Annotated in this window: 18 protein-coding genes; 11 read left to right on the forward strand and 7 right to left on the reverse strand. The window is 44.4% G+C overall.

Annotated elements, in window-relative coordinates; all coding sequences use genetic code 11:
* Window positions 1-14 precede the first annotated feature (14 nt).
* The 6 genes from pyk (at window position 15) to V202x_RS01205 (ending at window position 8046) form a co-directional block, all read left to right on the forward strand.
* The gene (gene pyk, locus V202x_RS01180; protein WP_232098757.1) at window positions 15-1484 is read left to right on the forward strand and encodes a pyruvate kinase; all 1470 of its coding nucleotides are present in this window, start codon (window positions 15-17) and stop codon (window positions 1482-1484) included.
* A gap of 35 nt (window positions 1485-1519) precedes the next feature.
* The gene (locus tag V202x_RS01185; RefSeq protein ID WP_145170453.1) at window positions 1520-2830 is read left to right on the forward strand and encodes a PQQ-binding-like beta-propeller repeat protein; all 1311 of its coding nucleotides are present in this window, start codon (window positions 1520-1522) and stop codon (window positions 2828-2830) included.
* 172 nt (window positions 2831-3002) lie between these two features.
* Window positions 3003-4073: an Ldh family oxidoreductase gene (locus V202x_RS01190; protein WP_145170455.1), complete on the forward strand. Its 1071-nt coding sequence runs from the start codon at window positions 3003-3005 to the stop codon at window positions 4071-4073.
* 55 nt (window positions 4074-4128) lie between these two features.
* Window positions 4129-4770, forward strand: coding sequence for a thioredoxin family protein (locus tag V202x_RS01195; protein ID WP_232098759.1), 642 nt, complete (start codon window positions 4129-4131; stop codon window positions 4768-4770).
* Complete coding sequence (locus V202x_RS01200; RefSeq protein WP_232099052.1) at window positions 4736-5752, forward strand: DNA-methyltransferase; 1017 nt, start codon at window positions 4736-4738, stop codon at window positions 5750-5752. Before V202x_RS01195 ends, V202x_RS01200 begins: the two co-directional genes overlap by 35 nt.
* 338 nt (window positions 5753-6090) lie before the next feature.
* Window positions 6091-8046 carry a translocase gene (locus V202x_RS01205; RefSeq protein WP_197993159.1) on the forward strand — a complete coding sequence of 652 codons (1956 nt, stop codon included), beginning with the start codon at window positions 6091-6093 and terminating at the stop codon, window positions 8044-8046.
* A 16-nt stretch (window positions 8047-8062) separates the two neighbouring features.
* Here the strand turns inward: V202x_RS01205 and V202x_RS01210 are convergent, their stop codons facing one another.
* Window positions 8063-10402: an efflux RND transporter permease subunit gene (locus V202x_RS01210; protein ID WP_145170459.1), complete on the reverse strand. Its 2340-nt coding sequence runs from the start codon at window positions 10400-10402 to the stop codon at window positions 8063-8065.
* Between the two features lie 318 nt (window positions 10403-10720).
* Entirely contained in the window at window positions 10721-12463 is a 1743-nt protein-coding gene (locus tag V202x_RS01215; RefSeq protein ID WP_197993160.1) for a polysaccharide biosynthesis protein, read from the reverse strand.
* 552 nt (window positions 12464-13015) lie between these two features.
* Between V202x_RS01215 and V202x_RS01220 the strand changes: the two genes are divergently transcribed.
* From V202x_RS01220 to V202x_RS01235, 4 genes are all read left to right on the forward strand, one after another.
* Entirely contained in the window at window positions 13016-13621 is a 606-nt protein-coding gene (locus V202x_RS01220; protein ID WP_145170463.1) for an anthranilate synthase component II, read from the forward strand.
* A 22-nt stretch (window positions 13622-13643) separates the two neighbouring features.
* Window positions 13644-14858, forward strand: a complete 1215-nt coding sequence (gene glp, locus V202x_RS01225) for a gephyrin-like molybdotransferase Glp (RefSeq protein ID WP_145170465.1) — start codon at window positions 13644-13646, stop codon at window positions 14856-14858.
* A gap of 218 nt (window positions 14859-15076) precedes the next feature.
* Entirely contained in the window at window positions 15077-16972 is a 1896-nt protein-coding gene (gene lnt / locus V202x_RS01230) for an apolipoprotein N-acyltransferase (protein WP_145170467.1), read from the forward strand.
* A gap of 305 nt (window positions 16973-17277) precedes the next feature.
* The gene (locus tag V202x_RS01235) at window positions 17278-18771 is read left to right on the forward strand and encodes a DUF4339 domain-containing protein (protein ID WP_145170469.1); all 1494 of its coding nucleotides are present in this window, start codon (window positions 17278-17280) and stop codon (window positions 18769-18771) included.
* A 46-nt stretch (window positions 18772-18817) separates the two neighbouring features.
* Here the strand turns inward: V202x_RS01235 and V202x_RS01240 are convergent, their stop codons facing one another.
* Both V202x_RS01240 and V202x_RS01245 read right to left on the reverse strand, forming a co-directional pair.
* Window positions 18818-19273 (reverse strand): hypothetical protein, encoded by a 456-nt coding sequence (locus V202x_RS01240; protein ID WP_145170471.1) that lies wholly within the window; start codon window positions 19271-19273, stop codon window positions 18818-18820.
* 46 nt (window positions 19274-19319) lie between these two features.
* The gene (locus V202x_RS01245; RefSeq protein ID WP_145170473.1) at window positions 19320-20507 is read right to left on the reverse strand and encodes a ribonuclease D; all 1188 of its coding nucleotides are present in this window, start codon (window positions 20505-20507) and stop codon (window positions 19320-19322) included.
* 349 nt (window positions 20508-20856) lie between these two features.
* Between V202x_RS01245 and V202x_RS01250 the strand changes: the two genes are divergently transcribed.
* Window positions 20857-21573 carry a flagellar motor protein MotB gene (locus V202x_RS01250; protein WP_145170475.1) on the forward strand — a complete coding sequence of 239 codons (717 nt, stop codon included), beginning with the start codon at window positions 20857-20859 and terminating at the stop codon, window positions 21571-21573.
* An 11-nt stretch (window positions 21574-21584) separates the two neighbouring features.
* Here the strand turns inward: V202x_RS01250 and V202x_RS27320 are convergent, their stop codons facing one another.
* The 3 genes from V202x_RS27320 to eno form a co-directional block, all read right to left on the reverse strand.
* The gene (locus V202x_RS27320; protein ID WP_197993161.1) at window positions 21585-21773 is read right to left on the reverse strand and encodes a hypothetical protein; all 189 of its coding nucleotides are present in this window, start codon (window positions 21771-21773) and stop codon (window positions 21585-21587) included.
* Between the two features lie 396 nt (window positions 21774-22169).
* Window positions 22170-22766 carry a hypothetical protein gene (locus V202x_RS01260; RefSeq protein ID WP_145170479.1) on the reverse strand — a complete coding sequence of 199 codons (597 nt, stop codon included), beginning with the start codon at window positions 22764-22766 and terminating at the stop codon, window positions 22170-22172.
* Window positions 22767-22991: 225 nt separating this feature from the next.
* Window positions 22992-24266 carry a phosphopyruvate hydratase gene (gene eno / locus V202x_RS01265; RefSeq protein WP_145170481.1) on the reverse strand — a complete coding sequence of 425 codons (1275 nt, stop codon included), beginning with the start codon at window positions 24264-24266 and terminating at the stop codon, window positions 22992-22994.
* Window positions 24267-24668: the final 402 nt, after the last annotated feature.

The following is a 24668-nucleotide window of genomic DNA, read 5'->3' on the forward strand; positions in this document are numbered from 1 at the left end:
TTACAAGGTTCATTATGACCGAAAAAATCCAATACGAAGAGCAGCCGTTGGTGAAAACGAAAATCATTGCCACAGTCGGGCCGGCCAGTGATTCACGTGATATGCTTCGCCGTTTAATCATTGCCGGTGTTGATTTATTTCGACTGAACTTTGCTCATGGCACACATGATTGGTTGTCAGGGATTGTCAATAACATTCATGAACTCTCTGACGAAATGGGAAAACCGGTTGGAATTTTAGGTGATTTATCAGGGCCGAAAATTCGTCTCGGAGTGTTACCGGGAGACGAAATCACTTGTCGGCATGACATGCGTTTTCGCTTCATTCGTGGCATTGAGACCAACAATCCACAAGAGTTGACATGCACTTACGAACCTTTGATCGAAGATTTGCGAGTCGGAGACCCCGTTTTGTTAACGGACGGCATGGTTGCTATGCGCGTGGTTGAAAAACCGGACGATGGACAGTCTGTTGTTTGTATCGTTGAGCGAGAAGGAATCATTCGTAGCAAACAAGGGGTAAATTTACCTGGGGTTCAACTTAGTACTCCTAGTCTGACGGAAAAAGATATTAAAGATCTTGCCTGGGCTGTTGAGCATAGTCTTGACTATGTTGGTCTCAGTTTTGTACGTTCCGCAGATGATATCACACATTTAAATGAGGAAATCGATAAGCTGGAACCTGAGAATCGTCCGCATATCGTTGCCAAAATCGAAAAGATTGAAGCGGTCAGTGATATCGAACAGATTCTCAAGCTGACTGATGCTGTTATGGTTGCGCGCGGCGATTTGGGAGTGGAAGTCGACATCGAGCGTGTTCCCATAATTCAGAAACGCATCATACATCTCTGTAATCAATACCGCGTGCCTGTGATCACTGCCACGCAGATGCTGGACAGCATGCAGTTTAATACCTTTCCTACTCGTGCTGAGGCCAGCGATGTGGCAAACGCTGTTCTGGATGGTAGTGATGCTGTTATGCTTTCGGGTGAGACAGCCGTGGGTGTCAGTCCGCTGTCTGCTGTGGAAATGATGAGTCGCATCGTTCGAGAAGCAGCCCGCATTCTTTCTTCCAGTTTGCATTCAGAAGAAACGACGAGCAATCGACGATTACATGCTCGCGAAGTGACAGAAGCTGTGACACTCGGCGCCGGTATCACAGCAGAAAAGCTAGATGCTGATTTGATGGTAACCTGCACGCATGAAGGCAAAACCGCGATGGCACTTTCCAAACAGCGACGGGCTGTGCCAACGGTCGCCTTGACTGATCGTCGGGCTACGGCGCGCCGCATTACCCTTTATTGGGGCGTGACATCTCTCTTGACGGATGTGGTCGATAAGTCGCCTCAAGAAATTCTAAAATATATTGCCAATTACGGCAAAAAAAATGGCTTCCTTTCACAGGGGAGCCAGATAGTATTGATTTCGGGAACGGACTGGTCTTCATTGGGGCACGATATGCTCTTGGTCCACGAAGTGAAATAAATTTTACAAGCACTGTTTAAACAGCTGAGGTTACCATGCTGCAAAAACTGACTCTGATTTTAACAATGTTGTGTTTCAGTCTAATCACGCAAATTGGTTTCAGCGACGATTGGCCGCAATGGGGTGGTCCCCAACAAGATCTCGTCTGGCGGGAAACCGGGATCGTGAAAACTCTTCCCACGTCCGGCTTGCTCCCCCGTGTTTGGTCGGCTTCTCTCGGTGAAGGTTATTCCGGGCCTGCTGTTGCAGAAGTGAATTCCCGCTGGTGTGTATTTGTCACAGATCGCATATTTAAACAGCGTGTGAGTTATGAACGGGTCCAGTGCCTCGACGCGGAGTCCGGAAAGCAAATCTGGGAATATGAATATCCTGTCGAGTATTCTGTCAGTTATCCTGCTGGCCCACGATCTACACCGGTGATCGACTCTAATCGTGTCTATACACTCGGTGCACAAGGCCATTTATTCTGCTTTGACGCACAAAATGGCAAGGTGCTCTGGAGCAAAAACTTTGTTGAAGATTATGGTACCAGGCTCCCAATCTGGGGAATGGTAGCTTCACCACTGATTGATGGAAAACAGCTCATTATGCTCGTTGGTGGTAAACAGAATTCGCTTGTAGTCAGTTTTGATAAGGCAAGCGGTAAAGAACTCTGGCGTTCACTCAGTGATCCCACTGTCGGTTATGCACCACCGACCATCTTTGAGTTTGGTGGGAAACGAGAACTGATTGTCTGGCATCCAACGGCCGTTTCTGCGTTAGAACCGGAAACCGGTAAACTCATCTGGGAGGTTCCTTATGGTGTTCGCTCTGGACTCAGTATTGCAACTCCTCGGAAAGTAGGTAACCGCCTTTTTGTCGCCAGTTTTTATAATGGTCCCCGTATGATTGAAGTCTCTGATGATGGGAAGAACGCCAAGATTGTATGGTCAGGAAACAGTGACAGTGAAAAAAATACCGATGGTTTGCATCCCATCATGATGACTCCCGTTTTCAATGGGGCCCATATCTACGGCGTTTGCAGCTATGGTCAACTAAGGTGTCTCGATGCGAGTAATGGCCGACGTCTCTGGGAAACTGAAAAAGCGACCGGTAAGGGGCGCTGGTGGAATGCATTCATTATCCCGCATGAAGATCGCTACTTTTTACACAATGAACAAGGTGATTTAATTATTGCTAATTTGACTCCAAAGGGCTATGAAGAAATCAGCCGCGCCAAATTGATTGAACCCACGCGTCGCGTTCAACGCAGAATGACTATCTGGTCTCACCCAGCCTTTGCTTTAAAAAGTGTCTTCGCCAGGAATGATAAAGAGATCGTGAGAGTGGATCTATCGGCAAAGTAGAATGACTGAGAAAATACAGACAAGGAATTGTCAAAAGTTTGCACGGCAGCCCCTCTCAGAGTCGAAACAGTCGATCATTAACGTTAGTCTATTATTTGAACGATCTGTTTGTCATTAACTAATTCAATTTGATATGTGTAAGCATAGCACCCTCTATTGAGAGCAAATCACTATGTCGTTGGATCATTTTGCGCCTCCTCAGGATCGATCCCAGGAAGTTCTGATTCCCCTGGAACCGCTTAAGGAATTACTTGTCAAAATTTTTGTGCGGATGGGGATGTTTGAAGTTGAGGCAGAGGTTGTAGCAGACCGATTGATTGAAGCCGATCTGCGTGGCATACATTCGCATGGGAGCCGTACAGCAGAGCGTTATCTTGAAGCGATGGATATGGGTGATATCGATCCTCGTGCACAAATTTTAACAACCATTGAAACTCCTGCGATTGCTGTTTTGGATGGTAGTAATGCCATGGGGCATGTTGCCGCAACACGTGCGATGGAATTGGCGATTAAAAAAGCGTCTGAAGTAGGTACGGGAACCGTTACCGTTCACAACAGCCATCATTTTGGGGCCGCTGCCGTTTATGTGTTAATGGCGGTCGAAGCTGGTATGATTGGTTATTGCACGACAAATACTGGTAGAGCGACCGTGGCCGCTCATGGAAGTACACAAGGAGCTACTGCGAATAACGCCATTTCCTGGGGAGTTCCCACAAGAGAAGGGGCTCCATTTGTATTGGATATGGCTTGCGCCAAAACCTCATGGGGAAAGCTGGATACACTGGCCATCTATGGTTTACCGATCCCACCCGGTTATGCTCTGGATCAGGAGGGCAATGAAACGACTGATACGACAGCAGCCAAAACGCTTCTCCCCGCAGCTGGGCCCCGTGGATATGGATTAGCTATGATCAGCTCGATTCTTACCGGTGCGTTGACTGGAGGGAGGCTGCCTATCAACAAAACAAAAGCCCCTGAGATCGAAGGATCAGAACATTTTTTCTATGTGATTGACCTTAAACAATTTGTTTCAGAAGAGCGATTTCATGAAGAACTGAATTCTGCGTCAGAAGCCATTCGCCAGTTGAGCCCTGCTGAAGAACATGACCGGGTCAGGTTACCTGGAGAATTGGAGTGGGAACAGACTGAGCGTGTACTTAAAGAAGGCTTGCATGTCCATCAAGACCATGCCACTCTATTGAAAGAGCTAGCTAAACGTGTGAATTATGAGGTTCCCTGGTGATCAGTGTATCTTGTATTAGAACGACTTTTGTCTGATTTATTTCTCGAGGTTGGAAATGATAGCTGCTTCACGACAGTTTGTTTCACTTCTGTTGATTTCAATTTGTTTCATTTGCTCATCAAACGCAGAATTATTTGCGGGTAAATATAATCCTGTGCTCAGTGTGGGAGATCAGGCTCCTGCCTGGAACAAACTGCCTGCTACCGATGGGAAGTTGTATTCCAGCGATTCATTTAAGAACAAAGAGGTATTGGTGATCGCGTTTACCTGCAACAGCTGTCCTTATGCCGTTGACTACGAAGACCGACTGAATCGCTTGGCCCAAAAGTACGCAGCCAAAGATTCTCCGGTCGCGGTCATTGCAGTTAATGTGAATCTGGTCCCCGCAGACAGTCTGGAGAAGATGAAAGAACAGGCCGAAAAAAAACAATTCGTATTCCCCTACTTATTTGATGCATCTCAAAAAATCGGACAGGAATTCGGAGCCACCCGCACACCTGAATTTTTTGTTTTAAACAAAGCGCGGAACGTCATCTACATGGGAGCTATGGATGACGCTACCGACGCCAGCAAGGTTAAAAAACAATATGTCTCATTGGCCATCGAGGCTGCTTTAAAGGGGAAGGAGCCGGAAATGAAGGAAACCATTGCGATTGGCTGCAATGTTCGTTACAAACGCATTCGTAGAAAAAATTAGTGATTCTAAAATTCCGCAGTCATCATTACCGCACATGTCAAACATCAATCAGATACATATTCAGGACTGCATTGAAGGTATGCAGGAACTCGAAGCGGAGTCCATTGATTTGGCATTCGCTGATCCTCCCTTCAATATCGGCTATGAATATGATCAGTATGAAGATCGTCTTGAAAGCGAACAGTACCTCGATTGGTGTTCGCTCTGGATATCTGAAGTTGTTCGATTATTAAAGCCGGATGGAACGTTCTGGCTGGCTATTGGTGATGAATATGCTGCTGAACTCAAAGTCATGATGCAGCGTGAATTGGGATTGACCTGTCGCAGTTGGGTTATCTGGTATTATACTTTTGGAGTCAATTGTAAAAATAAGTTTAGTCGTTCGCATGCGCACTTATTTCACATGGTCAAAGATTCCAAGCGATTTACGTTCAATGCCGATAATCCTTCGATTCGAATTCCCTCTGCTCGTCAACTCGTCTATGGTGATAAGCGGGCCAATCCCAATGGACGGCTTCCCGATGATACCTGGATTTTAAGGCCACAAGATATTCCCGAGAGTTTTCAAGCTGACGAGGATACTTGGTATTTTCCTCGTATCAATGGGACATTTAAAGAACGTCAAGGCTGGCACGGCTGTCAAATGCCGGAACAACTCTTAGGCCGCATCATTCGAGCCTGCTCGCATCCGGAAGAAGTTGTACTTGATCCTTTTTCTGGTAGCGGGACTACGCTGGCTGTTGCCAAAAAGTTAGACCGCCAGTTTATTGGTTTTGAGCTTTCGGAAGAATATGGCGCGCGAGCTCAACAACGTCTGGCTGAAATTGTGGTGGGACAACCTCTGGATGGTCAGGAGAATCCTCTAGTCAGCGCCCCTTCTACTAAAAATGGGAAACGTCTCAACAACCAAGAGTCGGAAACAGCCACGAAAAAGAGTTCTTCTAAGAGTAAGCAAAATCCTCGACAGAAGAAATTGCTCTAATCTATATACTTGCTCAGCACCACTTTGAGCTAATGGCTTTGTGGTTATGACTCTTTGATTAATCTCCGCTCACTCGATTTGTCACTTCAGATGGCATGAAAGATGCCTTTTCTAAGAAAAGCTGTCTGAATTCCTGAAATCACACGTCTTTCCCTCGATATGTTGCTCAAAAACCACAGGGATTTGTTGATTGCGTTGATTAAAGTCCACATATTCTTTGCATTCTTTAGCTTCCCTCAGGCTGTCTGATAAAAAGGATCGAAACGGCCTTGCCGGTTAGTTAGAATGTACAAATCAATTCACAATTAACTTTTTTACGAATATTAGTGGTTATTGTGGTGAATTTCATCAGCTCACTCACTGAACGGCTTCGCGTATTTCTCCTGACCGGAGAAAATGAAATTCCTGCACCCTGGTGGGATATCATTGAGCAGATTCAAATCCTGCAAGAGGGTCTCTCATCCTACTCCGATTCTCAGCTTTTTGACGAATGGCATTCACTTCGCTATCGTGCACAAAGTGGTGAATCGCTTACAAAAATAATGCCAGAAGCCTTTGCCGTTGTCAGTGAGCAAATGAAAAGGCACCTGGGTATGACACCTTATTCAGTGCAATATTTGGGTGCGTTTGCCATGCATGAAGGCGCGATTGCTGAAATGCAGACGGGCGAAGGTAAGACTTTGACTGCTGCATTAACGCTTTGTTTGAATGCGCTACTCGATCATGGAATTCATATTGCAACGGCCAATGATTATCTCGCCAAGCGCGATGCTAATTGGTTAAGTCCTGTCTATCACTCACTGGGAATGACAGTGGGAGTAATAACAACTACCTCTTCGCTATCAGAGCGCCAGGCCGCATATGAGTGTGACATTACTTATGGAACTGCGCGAGAATTTGGCTTTGATTACTTACGAGATCTGCTTGCTTCTCCGGAGTTTGATACAATTATCTCTTCTCGACGTCGGCAGTTATTCGGCCAGCGAGATCAACAAAGAGAACAACAGTTTTTGAATTCTCGTCAGCCTTACATGGTGATTATAGATGAAGCAGACAGTATTTTGATTGATGAGGCGAGAACGCCATTGATCATAGGACAAACCAATGCAATCGAAGAAGAACAATTGGCGGTTGCCTGCGAATGGAGTGCCAATCATGTTGGTAAACTGAAAGAAGAGGTCCATTACATTGCTCATGGACCACAGCGCGGAATGGAATTGACTGAAGCGGGGCGCCGCATTGTGCGTGAAATGTTATTACAGCATGATGCGCCTTCTGGCCTTGATACAGGAACTGCTTATCTTTCATCAGAACGAGCATTACGGGTTCAGAACTATTTCCAGAAGGGCCGCGATTATGTGATCAGAGATGAAAAAGTTGCAATAGTCGATGAATTTACCGGACGTATCTCTGAAGGTCGAATGTGGCAGAATGGCATTCATCAGGCAATTGAAGCGAAAGAGGGGCTCGATATCACATCACCCACAAAAGTGGGTGCGCAAACGACGGTGCAGGAATTATTCTCGCGTTATCCAAGGAGGGCGGGTATGACGGGTACTGCAGAGTCAGCAGCCGGTGAACTAAAGAAAATCTATAATACTCCTGTGATAAAAATTCCCACGAATCTTCCTTCGAAACGTCAAGTACTCGCCGAGCAGGTGTTTTTGACAGCAGAAGAAAAATGGGCCGCCATTGTTAGTGAAACTATTGCAATGCAACGTCGAGGAAGGCCTGTGCTGATCGGTACTCGTTCTGTTAATCTGTCTAATCAATTATCAGCACAACTTTTGCAAGCAGGACTGGACCATGAAGTTTTGCACGCGTTGAATCATGAGAATGAAGCCGCCATCATTAAGCAGGCGGGACAGCCTGGTCGAATCACTGTTGCGACTAACATGGCTGGCCGTGGTACTGATATCATTCTTGACCAAGAAGTAATCAAAAGTGGTGGTTTGCATGTGATTTGTTCAGAACTACATGAATCTGCACGTATCGATCGACAATTGACGGGGCGTTCTGCACGTCAGGGAGATCCAGGTAGCGCACGAATCTTTCTATCATTCGAAGATGACATATTAACTACTGGCCTGGGAATACAAAGATCGCAGGAGCTTTATTCCACTTATCGCGAGTCCAGCCAGGACCTGAAGACAGCCGTTCGTTATTTTTATCAAGCTCAAAAACGTGTTGAAAAACACCATGAACAGCAACGAGTTGAATTGGTGGATCGCATTAATCAACGCCGTCAAACGCTTCAGCAGATGGGGCAGCACGCCAATCTCGACGTGCATTGACCCACTTGGCTCCAGATTACTTTATAGAAAGTGGTGAAGAAGTAACGCTCAGTTTATTGGACAAGCCTTGTTTTGCGAACTGGATGTGCTTCACAAAAGGCTGTATCAACATTGCAGGCAGGAATAACAAGTCGCCAATCAATGCGGTTGTGAGTAGTGCTAACATCATCCAGGCAAAGCGTTGTGTAGGGATAAAATCGCTAAATCCAAATACAAGTAATCCCAGTCCGCAAATAAACGTTGTATGAATCATCGCCCGTCCACAGTGTTTCAAGGCAGAGCGAACTGCTTCTTCACTGGAACGGTTCAACGACTTTTCTCTACGGAACCATGCCAGGAAATGTAACGTGTCATCAATGGCTATTCCCAGGGCGACGCTGGCAGTCATTACTGCTCCGATATCCAATGGGATATCCAGCCAACCCATCAAACCAAAAACAACGACTATGGGGAAAATATTGGGTAGCATGCTCAATAATCCAGTCCAGAGGCTACGTTGTACAATTATGATGACCAGAGCCACCAGTATAAAAGCAGTCGTAAAGCTCCGGGTGAGATCTTGTAGAATCAATTGCTGAACTGTATGAATCAAAGGCATAATTCCGGTGTAATATGCCGTCAATTGCACACCCTGTTCACCATACTTTTCAAGTTCGGGCTGCAAAGTCGTTTTTAGTTTATTTAAAGCAGCCCCATAGTCAATTTTATCGAGCGCGGGAACCCGCGCACTGATTCGCCACGATTCTTTACCATCGGTATCCGACAGATATACGGAATTCACGATCGCCTTCCGGTTTTCTTCCAGCTTTTTATTTGTGACAACTTTTCTAAAGATTGATTCAAAGCCATTATGTTTGACTGGGTTTGGACCAAATGTCGCTGCCGACATTGTGCCTGTATATCCATCGATATCTTTTATTGTTTTTTCAATATTGTCGATGATCCGCAGTCTTTGCAAAAATGTTTTCTTACACTCAGGACCAAATTCTATAACGACTTCAACAGGAATCAATGGGCCCATTCGATCTTCGTTGAACTGGTAATCTTTCAGGACCTGGCTTCCTTCTGGAAACAGCGAAGGAACATCAACTGAAGATCGAATAGAAAGTAAGCCATAAGCCGAAATGGCCATCAGCATTAATGCTGACAGGAAAACAGGAACAGAATACCGTTCAAGCCACTTCGGTAATTTTTCCATCCAGGATGAGATTCTGGTAAAATATTTTGGAGTCGTCTTAGTTTGACCTTCCTGATTGTACTTCAAGATTTGCTGTGGTGGCCATAGCTGCATTGCTCCCGGTAAGATCAGCAACAGGACACACAGCGTGATTACTAAACCTAAAGAAGCTAAAAGACCAAATAGCGCGATAGGAAAAATCTGGCTGACCATTAACGATCCCAGTCCAATGGCTGTAGTGATAGCAGCCAGTAGACACGGTTTCCAACCTTTGGAAAAACCATTCTGAACCGCTGTTTTTGCTTCGACCTTAGACTTGGCACTCGTCGCAAACAGTTCATCGTAATAGTAGTTTACTAAGTGAACGCCCGCTGAAATGGTAAGTACAAAAACCAGTGATGGCATAATAATCAAAACGGCATCCAGATGAGCTCCGATGAAATAGACCATTGCGAGTACGAGTCCCTGACCAAACAAACCTGCCAGCAGGATCGTTCCCGTGAGCATCCAGGAACGGATACAAAGCCAGCACAAACCAGTTGCTAGAATAGCAGACAAAGCGCCAAACAGATTCACACTGTGAATACTCGCCCGATCAATGGCAACACCATCTACAGGAGGGCCTGTGATGTGAAAATCTTCTCGAGGCAACTGACAGACTTCTTCTGCTACATTAAGGACATGTTCTATTGATTGCTTACGTAACTCATTTCCACGGTGTGTCAGAATAATAACCGCGCAACTGTCTTTATGGTTCTTACCAACCAAGACTCCCTCCAAACGCGCTACTGCTTCATCTTGGGAGAGTTTGAGTGGAGGAGACGTTAAACTTTTTACGGTTCCTGCTCCGCTGACAATGCGGTCAAACAATGAAGCATGTGTCTCTCCAAAATCCGTAGTGCGCGGTGCGTATAAAGCTTCTTCTAATTTGAGGAGTCGCGGATCATCTACAGAGCAACCAGGCCAACTAATTAAGATCAGGTCGTTACTTTCAAAGTCCTTCATAAACCGATCATAGTCGAGCCGCGATTTCATGAAAGGCGGTGCCCACTTTTCAGGGGCAATACACATGCTTTCGACGCTTTGATGCGCACCATAAATGAGAAACGGTGCTAATATCACCAAAACAAAAACAGTGACGACGTAGCGGCGAACATAACGAGGATTTCGAGTACTCATGGGACCATCTTTGTGAGAGGAAACAAATACAGATCACTGGGTACGTCCGGCGCATCCAGCCCATCCGTACACAGCAACTCTAGCTCACGACTTTCCACTCGTCTGAAAAAAAGATAGTCTTTTTGCAGGCTCTTTGGGTTATGTAATTACTATAACCGGAATGAGTGTCTTAATTATCAAAACAACAATCGAATCTATGGTTTCGATCAGGCTGTAATATAGTGATGGGAAGCTCTTTGGTCGCGGGAGAAATCGTCCGACCATTTTAAAGACATGTGCTATTCATTGTGATATTGTAAGCACGGACCCCAGTACAGATTAAGCGGCTCTTTTGAAACCGTCTTGGCCAGGCTTAATATAATTAGATTGAAATTCTGGTAGAATTCTCTGGATTTCTTGCAGAATCAGATCCGAAGGTTGCTCAGTGAAGTTAGCAAGTCGTTGATATGCTTCGTGAATGAATTGTTCACTGAAATGGACTTTCTCGGCAACCATAATTTTAGGATGGCACGTAGGTACGTGCTTCTCTCCATCGATATGTAATTCTTCGTAAAGCTTTTCGCCAGGACGCAATCCAGTAAATTCAATTTCGATATCTTCGCCTAATTTCAAACCTGATAATCGAACCAGATCTGCAGCCAGATCAATAATACGAACCGGTTCTCCCATATCGAGTACAAAAATCTCTCCACCGCGCCCCATAGCACCTGCCTGAATGACTAATTGAGAGGCCTCAGGAATCGTCATAAAGTAACGTTGCATTCGGGCATCGGTTACCGAAATGGGGCCACCATTCTGGATTTGTTGTGTAAAAATTGGCACAACACTGCCTGCTGATCCTAGAACATTCCCAAATCGGACCGTCACAAAATGGCACTTTGATTTTGCAGCCAGTGATTGAACATAGAGTTCAGCAATCCGTTTGTTGGCCCCCATTACATTGGTTGGGTTGACGGCCTTGTCGGATGAAATCATCACGAAAGTGCCAACTTCAAATTCCTCTGCCAGGTCTGCCAGATGTTTTGTTGCGAGTGCGATGTTTTTAACCGCTTCTCCCGGATTACTTTCCATTAGTGGAACATGTTTATAAGCTGCTGCGTGAAAGAGAATATCAGGCTGATACTCTCGCATGACGGCTCGCATTCGCTTTGAGTCATTAATATCTGCGATCACAACATCGAATCGTCCGTTGTATCCCAATTTAGATAATTCACGTTCCAGAAAGAACTGACTGTTCTCTGTTCGGTCTACCAGAATCAGTTTTTGGGGAGAAAATTGCAATAGCTGACGGCAAATTTCTGAACCAATACTTCCTGCACTACCGGTTACCATCAAGACACGCTCATCCATCCAATCAGATATATTTTGCATGTCGAGTTGAACAGGTTCTCGTCCTAACAAGTCTTCAATACAAACCGGACGTGGTTTCATTTCGACGTTACCAGACAGAAGTTGTTGATAACTGGGGAGTACTTGAACCTGAATCCCTACAGAATTACCATCCTCAACAAGTTGACGCACTGTCATACCCGGAATTTCATCAGCTGGTAGCAGAATGTCTGAAACTCCATATCTTTGTGCCAGAGAACACATCTCCTGCAAAGATCCAAGAACGGGAACCCCATTAATTCGCGTTCCAATTCGGTTAATATGATCGTCCAGAAAACCGACTACTTTCAGACATGATTTTTTATTCCGCTCAATAGTTCGAAGCAAGTAAGCACCAGATTCATTAGCGCCGATAATAAACGCTGGCTTGCAGTCACTCTGCTGGCGAAAAATACGACTGCTGTCTTGAACCATGCGAATTCCGGCACAAAATCCACAAACAGTCAAAATGGTACAACCCCAGTCAATTAGAAATACCGAACGGGGGATCATGATATTAGGAAAAATCAAATAATCGACTAGCGCCAAACCGGCTGAGCTCAGCGTGACTGCTTTGGCAAGATTAGCCAGATCCAGTACTGTAATGTAGCGGCTTCGAATTTTATAAACACCACTACCCCAGAATGTAAACGTTTTTAAACCGACGGCCCAAAAGACAGTCGACCGAAACATCCGAAAGCCATTTTCCCCTAATACACCATCAACATTGAGGTGGCTTTCAAAGCGCAGCCAAAACGATAGATAGTATATCGCACAAAAAATCGGCAAAAATACCATCATCCAAAAGATCTGGCGTTGTGTAACTCTAAATTTCTGCAGCCAATTTGGCTTCATCCTGGAGCCCAACCTTTAACTCCTGAAGTTGTGAGTTCCTAATCAAAATATATCATCAAACAAGCGGTGTATACAAAAGGACATATTTTCCTTGTAGGAAGTTTAGAGATGGACGGTGTTAATAACAATTTTTACTGTTTTCAGTCAACATCAAGTTTATTAAGAACAATGCAGTAAATATCTTGTCTTCATTGTGAAGCAGCGTTCTCATTCAAATGTCTTGGTATTTGAATTCTGTGCTGAATCTCATTAAATCGTAATTTATCATGTATTTAAGTGACTCATAAAATGGTTATTTCTAACAAGTCGCTTTTCTGATTTTAGTTGACTATGATAAGGCTTCCATCAAATATGTGATTTGATTTAAGCTCACAAGCTGTAAGGTGTACCGTGCTATTTGTTCTCGATAACTACGATTCTTTTACCTATAACCTTGTCCAACGGTTTGGGGAAATAGATCCTTCATTGGATATACAGGTTGTTCGTAACAATCAGACATCGATTGAAGAAGTGGAACAGCGCTCCCCGGAAAAGATTATTATTTCTCCGGGCCCTTGCACTCCTCGCGAGGCAGGGCTTTCCAAAGAGCTGATTCAATATTTCGCTGGAAAAGTTCCCATTCTTGGCGTTTGCCTGGGACATCAATGTATTGCTGAAGTATTTGGTGCAAAAGTCATCCGCGCGAATCGGCTGATGCATGGAAAAGTATCGCTGGTTCACCATGATGGAACTGGTGTTTTTGAAAATCTTCCTTCTCCTTTTCAAGCAACACGATATCACAGTTTGATCGTTCCAGAGGCGTCTTTCTCTGACGAGCTTGAAATCAGTGCCTGGGTTGAAGAAGCAGGGCATCCCAAAGAAATCATGGGAATCCGCCATCAAAAGTATTCTGTGCATGGGGTTCAATTTCATCCTGAAAGCTTTCTTACCATGGAGGGAGTCGCACTATTGAAAAACTTCCTGCAACTTCCAGCAGAACAACTAACTAATTCTTGAACAGTAAAGGAAGAGATCTAGCATGCTGAGTGTTCAAGAGGCGTTTCACCTGATTTTGCAAACGGTAAAGCCAGTTACCCCACATCAGTGTTCATTGCTTGAAGCCTATCACTGCGTACTTGCTGAGGGAACCGTCAGTGATGTGAACGTTCCCCCATTTGATAAAGCTTTGATGGATGGGTTTGCAGTCAGAAGTGCTGATTTACCGACCGGTGAGGCAACACTGCAAATCCAGGAAACAATCTATGCTGGCAGTGTTCCAACGTTACCTCTCCAAGCGGGACAAACATCGCAAATTATGACAGGCGCTCCCCTTCCTGAAGGAGCAGATGCTGTCGTTCAAATTGAACATTGTATACTTAATGAAAAGCAACAGACCGTACAAATTGAAACATCTCTGGTAACTCCCGGAAAAAATATGCTCTATCGATCCTCTGTACTCGAAGCCGGTGCCACTGTGCTTGAAGCGGGGACATTTCTCAGGCCTCAGGAAATAGGAGCCTTAGCAGAAACAGGTAGTCCCATTGTTTCTGTGCGGCGTGCTCCAAGTCTTGCGATTTTGGCAACCGGCGACGAACTAGTTCCACCAGAGCAACCACCTCAACCGGGACAGATCCGTAACTCAAATGAAATCATGTTACACACACAAATTTTCCAATCACAGGCAAATGCGATTCCCCTCGGAATCGCACGTGATGAACGAAATCATTTAAGAGAAAAAATTCTTGAAGGTTTAAAGAGCGATTTTCTCTTACTCTCAGGTGGTGTTTCTGCAGGTACACTAGACTTGGTTCCTTCGGAACTACAGGCAGCTGGCGTGCGACAGGTGTTTCATAAAGTAAATTTGAAGCCGGGAAAACCACTCTGGTTTGGAATTCTTGAGGAAGCAAACCGAACTCCCTGTTATATTTTTGGATTACCCGGAAACCCGGTCAGTAGCATGGTTTGCTTTGAATTATTTGTAAAATTGGCGATTCGACAATTCATGGGTTTTCCCACACCAGAAGCGGTTCCTGTGCAAGCTCGTTTGCAACTCGAATTTCAATCTAAAGGAAACCGTCCGACGTATCACCCCGCTCAGGTTGAGTGGAAAGATGGTGAAGCCATTGTTTCTCCCCTGAAAACCTTAGGTTCAGCCGACTTACGTTCAACGGTAAACGCGAATGCCGTCGCTTTGTTTCCTGCTGGAAATCAGCTTTACCAAGCAGGTGATAAGGTTGATACTTTTTTATGGTAGCAGCAGTTTCTCCCAGAATTGATCTACTCTGAAATGACTGTTTTCAGTAAAAATCACCTTGATCAGAGTCAAAATTAGGCCATTTTTCCGGAATGGCCCTATTCTGGATCGTGAAAGTGGCGTAGTAAGTAGTACAGATTTAGATGAAACATGACGTTTCACTCACTGAGGTTTTTATAAAACCCAATTTTTAAGATCAGATTCCAAGGACGGAAATCATGGCCTTTAGCACCCTGACGTTTGAAAATTCTCACTCTGATCACTCATCGACGGAAAAATCTCCCGTGTCTGAAGATGTGCCTTCGAAAGAAGATTCGCAGAATGGTTTCCCTTTGGGGAAGGACATTCAAAAAATCATCAATACCGCGCGCACCTCTCCAGCCCCAGCTTTAGGCGCTTGGCTGATGTCGGGGCTCACTGCCTGTCTGATGTGGGCCAGCTTTACTCCTCTGGATATTGGTCCGCTGGGATGGGTTTGCCTGATTCCACTTTTGCTTCTCGTGAGAATTCCACGTAAGACACGTTTTATGTATTCGGTAATCTATTGTTCTGGGTTCTTATTCACCCTTGTGTCATTTCAGTGGATGAGGTTAGGTGACCCCACCATGTATATCGCCTGGTTTGCACTAGCGGTATATGTCGCAATTTATTTTCCTGTATTCGTTGTGCTCACACGCACTGCCGTCCATCGTTTTCGCATTCCATTACCGGCAGCTGCTCCCGTCATTTGGGTTGGGCTGGAATATATGCGCGCCTACTTACTTACCGGGTTCTCGTGGTACTACATCGGACATACGCAATATCGCTGGATCGAACTCATCCAGATCAGTGATATTACAGGTGCTTATGGAGTGAGCTTTTTGGTAGTGCTGTTAGCAGCCTGTTTCGCAGATCTGGTACCCGCTTCTCTCATGAGACGATTCAAACTGTTTCCGATGAAACTTAATGCTGAGGAGCAGAGCCTGGATCAGACTGGCTTAAAACATATCATTCAGACTGCAGTTTGCCTGAGTCTGTTTTTTGCTGTTCTGGGATACGGATACGTTCGTCGCTCACAGGCTGCATTTCAAGAGGGACCACGTACAGCATTAATTCAAGGTAACTTTCCGACATCTGTTAAACATGATCCTGGTGAGTGGCGGTCAATCTATTTGAAGCATCAGATTTTAATGGGTGCAGCGGTTCGCTATCAGCCCGACCTAATCATCTGGCCGGAAACAATGTTCCGTTGGCCCTTAATCGAGCGTAACGGAAAAACTAATCAGGAATTACAAAAGATCGCTCCCGAAATACCTTTAGAAAAATGGAATGAACCATCTGTCCGGAAAGCACTCAGTAACATGAGTCAGGAAGCCAATGCAGCTCTGGTAATTGGTCTGGATACCATTGCTGCTGGAGATTCTAAAGTGGAGCACTTTAATTCCGCCGTCTTTGTACGTCCTGACTATGGTCTCGTTTCACGTTATGATAAAGTCCACCGAGTCCCCTTTGGTGAATATTTACCTTTGAGAGACACACTACCATTCTTACAATATTTTACTCCCTATGGTGCCTCCTTTGGTATTGATCCAGGGCAACATATTGCCAATTTCGAATATCAAAATTGGAATTTTGCTCCGATTATCTGTTTCGAAGATACGGTACCGCATCTCGTACGCACGATGATGAATCAGTCATCTGAACCCAACTCAACGGGCAAATCGATCGACTGTCTTGTCAATCTGACAAATGACGGATGGTTTCATGGCTCGAGTGAACTGGATCAACATTTGATTACAGCAGCCTTCCGTTGTGTTGAAAATCGAACGCCCATGGTACGAGCCGTGAATACTGGCATCTCGGCAGTGATTGATGGAGATGGTATGATTATTGAGCCAGATGTCTTTATCGATGGCGATAATCAAGGACGTACCACATTTGTGAATGCCAAAACAGGTCGTTGGAATAAATCAATGAATGCGGTTGTCATCGATACAATTCCACTCGACCATCGAACAAGCCTCTACACGAAATATGGTGACTGGTTTGCTGGAATCTGCTGTTTCTTCACCTTATTCGTATTTTTTATGGCTCTACTAACTCTAAAACGAAAACCAGCCACGGTGAAGCCTTAATCGTATCTCTCCTAAAATCACTTAGCCACTATCAGGGTGTAAAATAGCGGCCCGATATTTGATCGATAACGTTCGAGTATTGGTCGATTAAACCTAAATACATCTGAATACTTCTTCAATGTGCGGCTCGATTGATTGCTTCTATGGCGCTTTTTATTGGTTTTTGCAAAAAACACAGTAGAAAGCATAGAGCTGTGCCCCACTATTCCAGTTAAAATAATACTCAGGAAACGCAATTTTTTGTGTTGTTTTCACCAATATCAAACTTCAATCAACTTTGATCCAACGAAGAGTGTTTCAGAAAAATGGCATTGGATAGCTGGTATTATAAGCAATCAGACGAAACTTGTGGGCCAATTTCATTTGAAGAATTATTTGCCATGGCACATCAAGGCAAATTAAAACCTCAAATGGAGATAAAGAATGGAGAGTCTGGGAACTGGTTTCCTGCACAGGAAATCGGTGGATTATTTGACGAAGATTCTGATAGTTCTTCCTCACCAATCGATGAGATGCCTTCACTTGATGAGTTTTCCATTGTTGACTCTTCCTATGGGGTTAAGGAAGTGGAAGATCTTCCCAGCCTGGATGGATTTTCGATTATTGAAGAAGAAGACAAACTCTCTTCTGAACTCGAATCACAGCTCCCTCGTTTTGCCACACTCGAAGCTGTCAGAAGCAAGCATCAAAACATTCAGTGGTTTTGCCGAATTCTGAATCAAGAATTGGGACCCATGTCTGCAGATGACCTGATGCAACTTCTACTTGATGGTGAGCTAGCGCCGAATGATGATGTTAAATCTTCGGAAGAGCCAGAATGGATTCCTGCGCGGACTGTCGTCTTCCTAAGTTCCGCTGGTAATAATGTAGATATGTTAGACTCGGAAGATGCGGAATCCGAGAGTACGGTCGAAGCATCAACTGATACTATCAATGAAGAACAAGTTGCAGAAATACCTTCAGAATCAACTGCAGCTAACGAGCCAGCCAAACCGCCGATTCTCAAAGTACGTTCGCGACAAAAATGGTTCTGTAAACTGGGAGGGATGGGATACGGCCCCATTGAAGCCCATAAGATAAAATTGTGGGCAGAGCAAGCTCGCATCGAGTCGACGGACTTAATCAAACTAGGTCGAAAAGGCGAGTGGTTTGAGGCTTGGCAAATTGAAGCACTGCAATTGAAAAAACCAGCAAATCCAGAAACGGTTGATGAAGCGGCAACTGCTGAAGAATCGAAAGAGCAGGAATCTAAACCGGCTGCAGAGCCGGTGAAAGAAGCGGTGGTGACTCCCGCTCCTCCGACAATGCCAGCAAGCACGCATCCTGCGACACCTCCAACTCCCGCACGTCCGAAACCGCAGATCAAAGTTGCGCGATCCAACCCACTTGAAGCATTAGGCCCACTGATGAAGCCAGAGATTCTCGGTGGTGCGGCGGCTGTGATCGTTTTGGTGGCTATATTCTACTTTGTACCCCTTGGTGGTTTGTTTGGACCGGGTGGGCATGCAGAACTAGAAAAATTTCAGGGTGTATACAAAGAATTTCTTGCGCTTCAACAGAAGAACGCCAGTGAATCTGAATATAGTAGCTTCAAAAGTAAAACGAAGACGGAACTGACACCGGTTATTGAGGAACTAGAAACAAGCGCAAGTTCTGATCGCCCGCATTTGCAACACTTACTCTGGGCGGGGAGAGATTATCTGTATCCTATGATTGATAATGCAAACAAAGAAGAGAATCGTGATCAGGAAAAATTTGAAAAGCATCTTAAGGAGTCGGAACGTATATTAAATAAATAGTGTTGAGAGTGATGTTATCAATATCGACTCTAGTGTTCCTGGTTACTCAGACATCTTGTGGCGGCTCAGGTGATTTCTTTTTCCACCAGATTAGCGTTCTCAAAGGTCTTTTATCATTTCTTAAAAGACCTTCAGCCTGAATAAATTGACCGTCTCTTACGCGGTATACAAACGATTGAGGCGTCTTTAGTTTCTTACCCTTGTTCGGTCCTTCTAAAACTTCTAGATCATAATACGTGAACACGTTGACGTCGGTCATGCGTTGCAATTGGAATTTTGCTTGATGTGAATGAATTAACTGACCATTGCGGTCATAGACTTTCAGAGTGGAAATTTTTTGTTTGATCTCCTGTTCTACTCTGAGGGGCCCTCCTTTCGAATCCTGATCGTTTCTGATCCATATTCCTTCCAGATTCTGATAATCTTCTTCCGGTGCGAGTTCTGCAGAATAGACTTTTGAAACAGATGTCAGAAATATAATTATTAAAAGAAGCTGTTTCATTTGTTCGCCTTTTCTTTGTAATCATCAGTTTAGTGAAAGACTATTTTTAATCTTGTCGTTCAAAATGCAAAGGATGATCAGATTCAAGATCTGCAACACGCATGGAAATTTTACCGTCGAGCACGTCTGTCAGTAGCTCGCCACAGACATCAGCGCGCCAACCAGCCATCAAACGTGGTTTTTCCTCACTATGTTCCCGATAGACATGATAGCGAACAAGGTGTCTTAAGTCGGCTGAGGTTCCGACGAGTGTTTGAGAAACATTCATCTCTGCACAACGATTTGCCAAAGCAATACCCAATAGCTTTCCGATAACTTGTTCATCTTGATTTTGCTGAGTATTCGGATTCTCCACAAGTTTAGGAAGCTTATCATTGGGGATCTGCTGTGCCTTGGCGATACGTTCTACGACTTCTGGGGCCAGTTTGAACATGTTTTTACGATTTAAATCACGAGTGGCAATCAGATCCTGAGTTGTGGCTGGTTTCCGACGGGCCAACTCGATTAATAGATCGTCGCGCAAGATTCTGCGTGCGGGTTGATCTTTTTCCTGAGCCACTTCATCTCGCCAATCAAATAATTCCCGGATGATGGCCAGTTCGCGAGGCTTTAATTTATGAAGTCCAGAAAGGCGCCGCCAGTTTTCACGGTGGAATTCGGAATTCACTTCATCGATCATCCGCTGAAACTCGGCTTCTGCCCACTCAACTCGACCCAGATCCCTTAATTCCTTTTCCTGTATTCTCCAGATCTTCAGTACATACTTTACATCGTCTAAGGCGTATTTAATTTGCTGCTGTGTGAGCGGTCTACGGCGCCAGTCTGTGCGAGTCTCTTTACTTCCTGCTTTTTCATTGAGTACGCGCGCAACTAATGCTGTGTAAGAAATGGGAAAGCTTCGAGATCTCAATCCCTCGGCAATTTGTAAGTCAATCAGCTTGTTTGGCTTGCTCCCGGAAAAATGTCGACAAAATCGAACCTCTTCACGTCCGCCATGTACGACCACTGTCGTAGACTCGTTCGTCATAATATCCCACCAGGGGGATAAATCTTTTACCTGGTAAGGATCGACGGCAACGGTATGACCATTCAAGGCAAACTGTAACAGAGAGAGTTCTGGACGATAGGTAAACTCTGAAACAAACTCTGTATCAAATGCAACGATGCCTGCGTCCAAAATTTGATCGCATAACGCGAGAAACTCAGACTGCTGAACTATGAGAGGGTTCGACATCCTTTGAGTGTTTCCTTTTTTGGGCCAGATACGCCAGACTGAGAGCCTGGTTGTTTATAGACTGGGGTTTTCTTATTTCGTTCTTAAATCCTAATGTTGTATATATTTATTATATTCGTCAATGAACTGAGGAACATTTTGTGACTCTTGATTTGTTTGTTATGAGGCCGGAAACACCTTGTTTTCTTCATAAAATGCCTTGGAAGTCGAGTCGTTTGAGAAAAATCCGGTAAGTTGAACTGGCTGCAGTGACGATTCAGAATATATAGGAACCATAAATCTTTTATCCGTCGGCAATTTCTGCCGGTAGGCAACCTAACTTAAAAAACCGCTCTAGGAGTACATTATCATGGAAGATGATGGTCCACCGGGAGTTCCGGAATGGGTGGTCACTTATGGTGACATGATGTCACTACTTTTGACTTTTTTCATCATGTTGGTTTCTCTGAGCGAAATCGTCAACGATGAAAAGTATCGGTCCATTCTGGAATCCATTCAGAAATACACCGGTTACCGTACGGGGCCCGTGGCACCCCCTGGCAAGTATTTTCCGATGAACTCGCTTGTTGAACAAATGAGCCTGTTAGGTGCCTATACGGATAGCCCAGAGAGAGGACGAGGCGGTATCAAGACGCGTTCCATTCAAGGAAAAGATGTCAGAGTGTACCGAACACGAGAGGGTGTTCCTCTCAGAGTCGGAAAACAACTCTTTTATAACCAGACTGAGATTAAACTGAATCAGCAGCGTAAAGAAAAGTTAGATGAAATTGTCCCAGAGCTGGCTGGTAAACCAAATAAAATTGAATTGAGGTCTCACACTTCAACAGAAGCGCTGCCAGCGGATTCGCCAATAAAAGATAAACTTGTATTAACGTATGACCGTGGTCGTCATGTGATGGCGTACTTGATTCAGAAAGGGATTGCCCCAAAACGGATCAGAATCACCGCCGCTGCCGACTATGAACCACCGCACAAGTTTGGTGATGAAAAGTCAGAACAAATGGATCGGCTGGATGTTTTACTGCTGGATGCCTTTGTTGAAGATTATGTCGGCCCCAGAAAATAAAGCGAAAAGGATTACTCGCTTAGCAGCTCATTAGATGTTGTAGGAAACTGACGAGATGGTGCATCTTGAATTTTTAAGATATGGGGAGTTGAGATTTCGTTGTGTGCTTCATCAATCCGAGATGTTACATCGGGAGCTAGTGGCACGTACATAGATGAAACGCGCGCTTTCATACTATTCTCTTTTGTGGTTTTTTCCATCTCTAGATCCTTTATTCTCATCTCATCTAAAACAATGGGATTCCATGAATTTTTTCGTTGGTGAGATGAAACATAATGCATCCGCGCCCAACGTCTTAGCCTGAATTCTGCTAATAATGAAATAGCAGTCTCTGACTCCCGTTCCATTCCGTGATGCCCTTCACTGATGAATAGTCTTAAATGCTTCTATTGTCTGAAATCGTCATTTGATCATATCAGCCAAGATGATTTTAAATTCAACGACTTGTTTTGTAGGAGATTTGCTCCCACTCGCAGCTATTCCAGACCTAATCCGAACAACAAGGGTCTTGTGTAAAATGGGCAGAATCGCCGAAGGCGGATTACATAGCATCATCCGCAAATTCGGTATAATGTGACTGATAAAATCACTTTGATTTATTCTCTCCCCTCTTCTTCAAGGAATTCTTCTGAGATTCGATACCTCGAAAGCACGAATCCGACCATGTTTCGTGTTGATCTAGTTATAGTCTCCAACTGTCGTGATTGAGATTCATGCAAGAATGTGAATGATAAAACAACAATCGTTGCAGCAATCAGCAATATGGATGAGCGAACCTTCTGATTTTCACTAAGTACTTTTAAAATTGGTAGATACCAAAACCCGTTGGTTAAAGGAATCTTATGATTCGGGTTCCATTCAGGTATATCTAATGCCAGATTTGGTTCGACAGCAATTCGCTCTTCTCCAGGACGAACGGCATCAAAATCTACACGGGCTACTTCAGAACGAAATTCAGAATCATGTTCTAGTGAATGGGCTACTTGCCTCAGGTATTCGACTTGGTTTTCTAAAGTGACTAACCGTACCTGATTCGCATGATATTCGTTTCGCAAATTCAAATAAGACAAATAACGAGGAGCTAATACAATCGAAGCAAATAAGCTGGCAGCAATAAATAGAAAGATCCAGAATATGAGCGAAATGATCCAGCCAAAACTGGATTCCTCATTCTGATTCTCTCTGCCAAACACAATACTAAAACCCGGCTTTGTTCTAAATTAAAAATGCACGACGCGACCTCACATTTCCCTCTCTTGAATAAAAATCGACATAGTGGGGTAAGACTCTTCATCAACCGATAAATTAGATCGATTGTTCTCTTTGTTACTAATTTTCCGATTGCTGAAATGCACAAAAAAAACTTCCCTCCGATGACTCGAAGGGAAGCAGAATTAATTGATCAGTAACTAGAGAGTTCAGGAAATTGTTCCACCAAATGTGGCCTCAGCTCCCAGAATTTCTTCGATTCTCAGTAATTGATTGTACTTACAAATACGATCTGTTCGACTTGCAGAACCTGTTTTGATTTGACCGGTGCACAAAGCCACGGCGAGATCCGCGATCGTCGTGTCTTCAGTTTCGCCAGAACGGTGACTCATTACAGCTGTGTAACCATTTCGACCCGCTAACTGAACGGCTTCGATTGTTTCAGACAGCGTTCCAATCTGATTGACTTTAACCAGAATACTATTAGCAACTCCCTCATCGATACCCCTCTGTAATCGTTTGGGATTCGTTACAAACAAGTCATCGCCTACCAGTTGGACTTTGTCGCCCAGACGAGTTGTCAAAGCTTTCCAACCATCCCAGTCGTCTTCTGCCAAACCATCTTCAATAGAACAGATCGGATATTTCTCAACCCATCCAGCCAGGAAGTCAACCATGCCTGCGGAATCGAATTCTCGCCCTTCCACAGTATAGATTCCCGTTTCGGCGTTATAGAACTCAGTCGATGCAGCATCCAAGGCAATCTTCACCTGATCGCCGGCTTTATAACCCGCTTGTTCGATTGCTGTTAAAATAACATCGATTGCGTCTTCACTGTTAGGGAGATCAGGTGCAAATCCTCCTTCGTCTCCGACGGCTGTACTCAGCCCTTTTGAGGAAAGTACTTTTTTCAAAGAGTGAAAAATTTCCGTTCCACAACGCAACGAGTCACTGAAGTTGTCAAAACCCAGTGGCATCACCATAAATTCCTGCAGGTCAATTCCATTGCTGGCGTGCTCACCACCGTTAATAATATTCATCATCGGAGCAGGTAGCCGATTTGCACCGACTCCACCCAGATAACGGAACAATGGTAGATCAGAAGCATGTGCAGCGGCATGGGCGGAGGCTAATGAACACGCTAGAATTGCATTAGCTCCTAAGCGAGATTTGTTTTCAGTGCCATCCAGATCTAACATCACTCGGTCAATCAGTAATTGATCACAAGCATCCAAATCGACAAGCACGTCCGCAATCTCTGTGTTTACATTCTGGACTGCTTGTTGAACACCCTTGCCGAGATATCGGTCTTTTTGCTCCGTATCACGCAATTCACAGGCTTCATGCATTCCCGTGCTGGCTCCGCTGGGGACGGCAGCCCGACCTACAGTTCCATCTTCCAACTCAATATCCACTTCAACTGTGGGATTCCCGCGGCTGTCAAGAATTTCACGGGCATGAACGGAACTAATGGCAATACTCATCGTATGTGTTTCCTCAAATTCTTCTAATAGACAAACTTGATCTGTTGAACTGGCAACGTATCAACATTTATTGATGTAATTTAACTGAAGAATCACATTTTTAGCAGAAATTAAGTACAAGCTCAAATGACTGAGTTTAGATTGTATGAATCTTTCAGCGACCCAGGAAAATAACTGGTTCGATAAATCATCGAAAGCATGACCAGGCCTACAGATGCAAATTGAACACAGGATATCAATAAACCAGGAATGTTTCTGTTATTTTACGACAGCCACAGAAAAGAAACGCATTGAATGAGTTTTTTGGATTCAAATAAAGAATCCTAACGAAAACGAATTAAAAATACCTCGGATCAGAGCCCAATCTCGTCAGCCGGGATTAATCATGTTAAACTGGAGTGT

The sequence above is a fragment of the Gimesia aquarii genome, from assembly GCF_007748175.1.
Taxonomy (GTDB): Bacteria; Planctomycetota; Planctomycetia; order Planctomycetales; family Planctomycetaceae; genus Gimesia; species Gimesia aquarii_A.

Excerpts from the sequence above, each read along its gene's own strand:
- eno (WP_145170481.1), bottom strand. The coding sequence starts at position 24,266 with ATGAGTATTGCCATTAGTTCCGTTCATGCCCGTGAAATTCTTGACAGC.
- V202x_RS01250 (WP_145170475.1), top strand. The coding sequence starts at position 20,857 with ATGGAAGATGATGGTCCACCGGGAGTTCCGGAATGGGTGGTCACTTAT.
- lnt (WP_145170467.1), top strand. The coding sequence starts at position 15,077 with ATGGCCTTTAGCACCCTGACGTTTGAAAATTCTCACTCTGATCACTCA.
- V202x_RS01195 (WP_232098759.1), top strand. The coding sequence starts at position 4,129 with ATGATAGCTGCTTCACGACAGTTTGTTTCACTTCTGTTGATTTCAATT.
- pyk (WP_232098757.1), top strand. The coding sequence starts at position 15 with ATGACCGAAAAAATCCAATACGAAGAGCAGCCGTTGGTGAAAACGAAA.
- V202x_RS01235 (WP_145170469.1), top strand. The coding sequence starts at position 17,278 with ATGGCATTGGATAGCTGGTATTATAAGCAATCAGACGAAACTTGTGGG.
- V202x_RS01210 (WP_145170459.1), bottom strand. The coding sequence starts at position 10,402 with ATGAGTACTCGAAATCCTCGTTATGTTCGCCGCTACGTCGTCACTGTT.
- V202x_RS01185 (WP_145170453.1), top strand. The coding sequence starts at position 1,520 with ATGCTGCAAAAACTGACTCTGATTTTAACAATGTTGTGTTTCAGTCTA.
- glp (WP_145170465.1), top strand. The coding sequence starts at position 13,644 with ATGCTGAGTGTTCAAGAGGCGTTTCACCTGATTTTGCAAACGGTAAAG.
- V202x_RS01200 (WP_232099052.1), top strand. The coding sequence starts at position 4,736 with ATGTTCGTTACAAACGCATTCGTAGAAAAAATTAGTGATTCTAAAATT.
- V202x_RS01190 (WP_145170455.1), top strand. The coding sequence starts at position 3,003 with ATGTCGTTGGATCATTTTGCGCCTCCTCAGGATCGATCCCAGGAAGTT.
- V202x_RS01215 (WP_197993160.1), bottom strand. The coding sequence starts at position 12,463 with ATGTTTCGGTCGACTGTCTTTTGGGCCGTCGGTTTAAAAACGTTTACA.
- V202x_RS27320 (WP_197993161.1), bottom strand. The coding sequence starts at position 21,773 with ATGGAAAAAACCACAAAAGAGAATAGTATGAAAGCGCGCGTTTCATCT.
- V202x_RS01245 (WP_145170473.1), bottom strand. The coding sequence starts at position 20,507 with ATGTCGAACCCTCTCATAGTTCAGCAGTCTGAGTTTCTCGCGTTATGC.
- V202x_RS01240 (WP_145170471.1), bottom strand. The coding sequence starts at position 19,273 with ATGAAACAGCTTCTTTTAATAATTATATTTCTGACATCTGTTTCAAAA.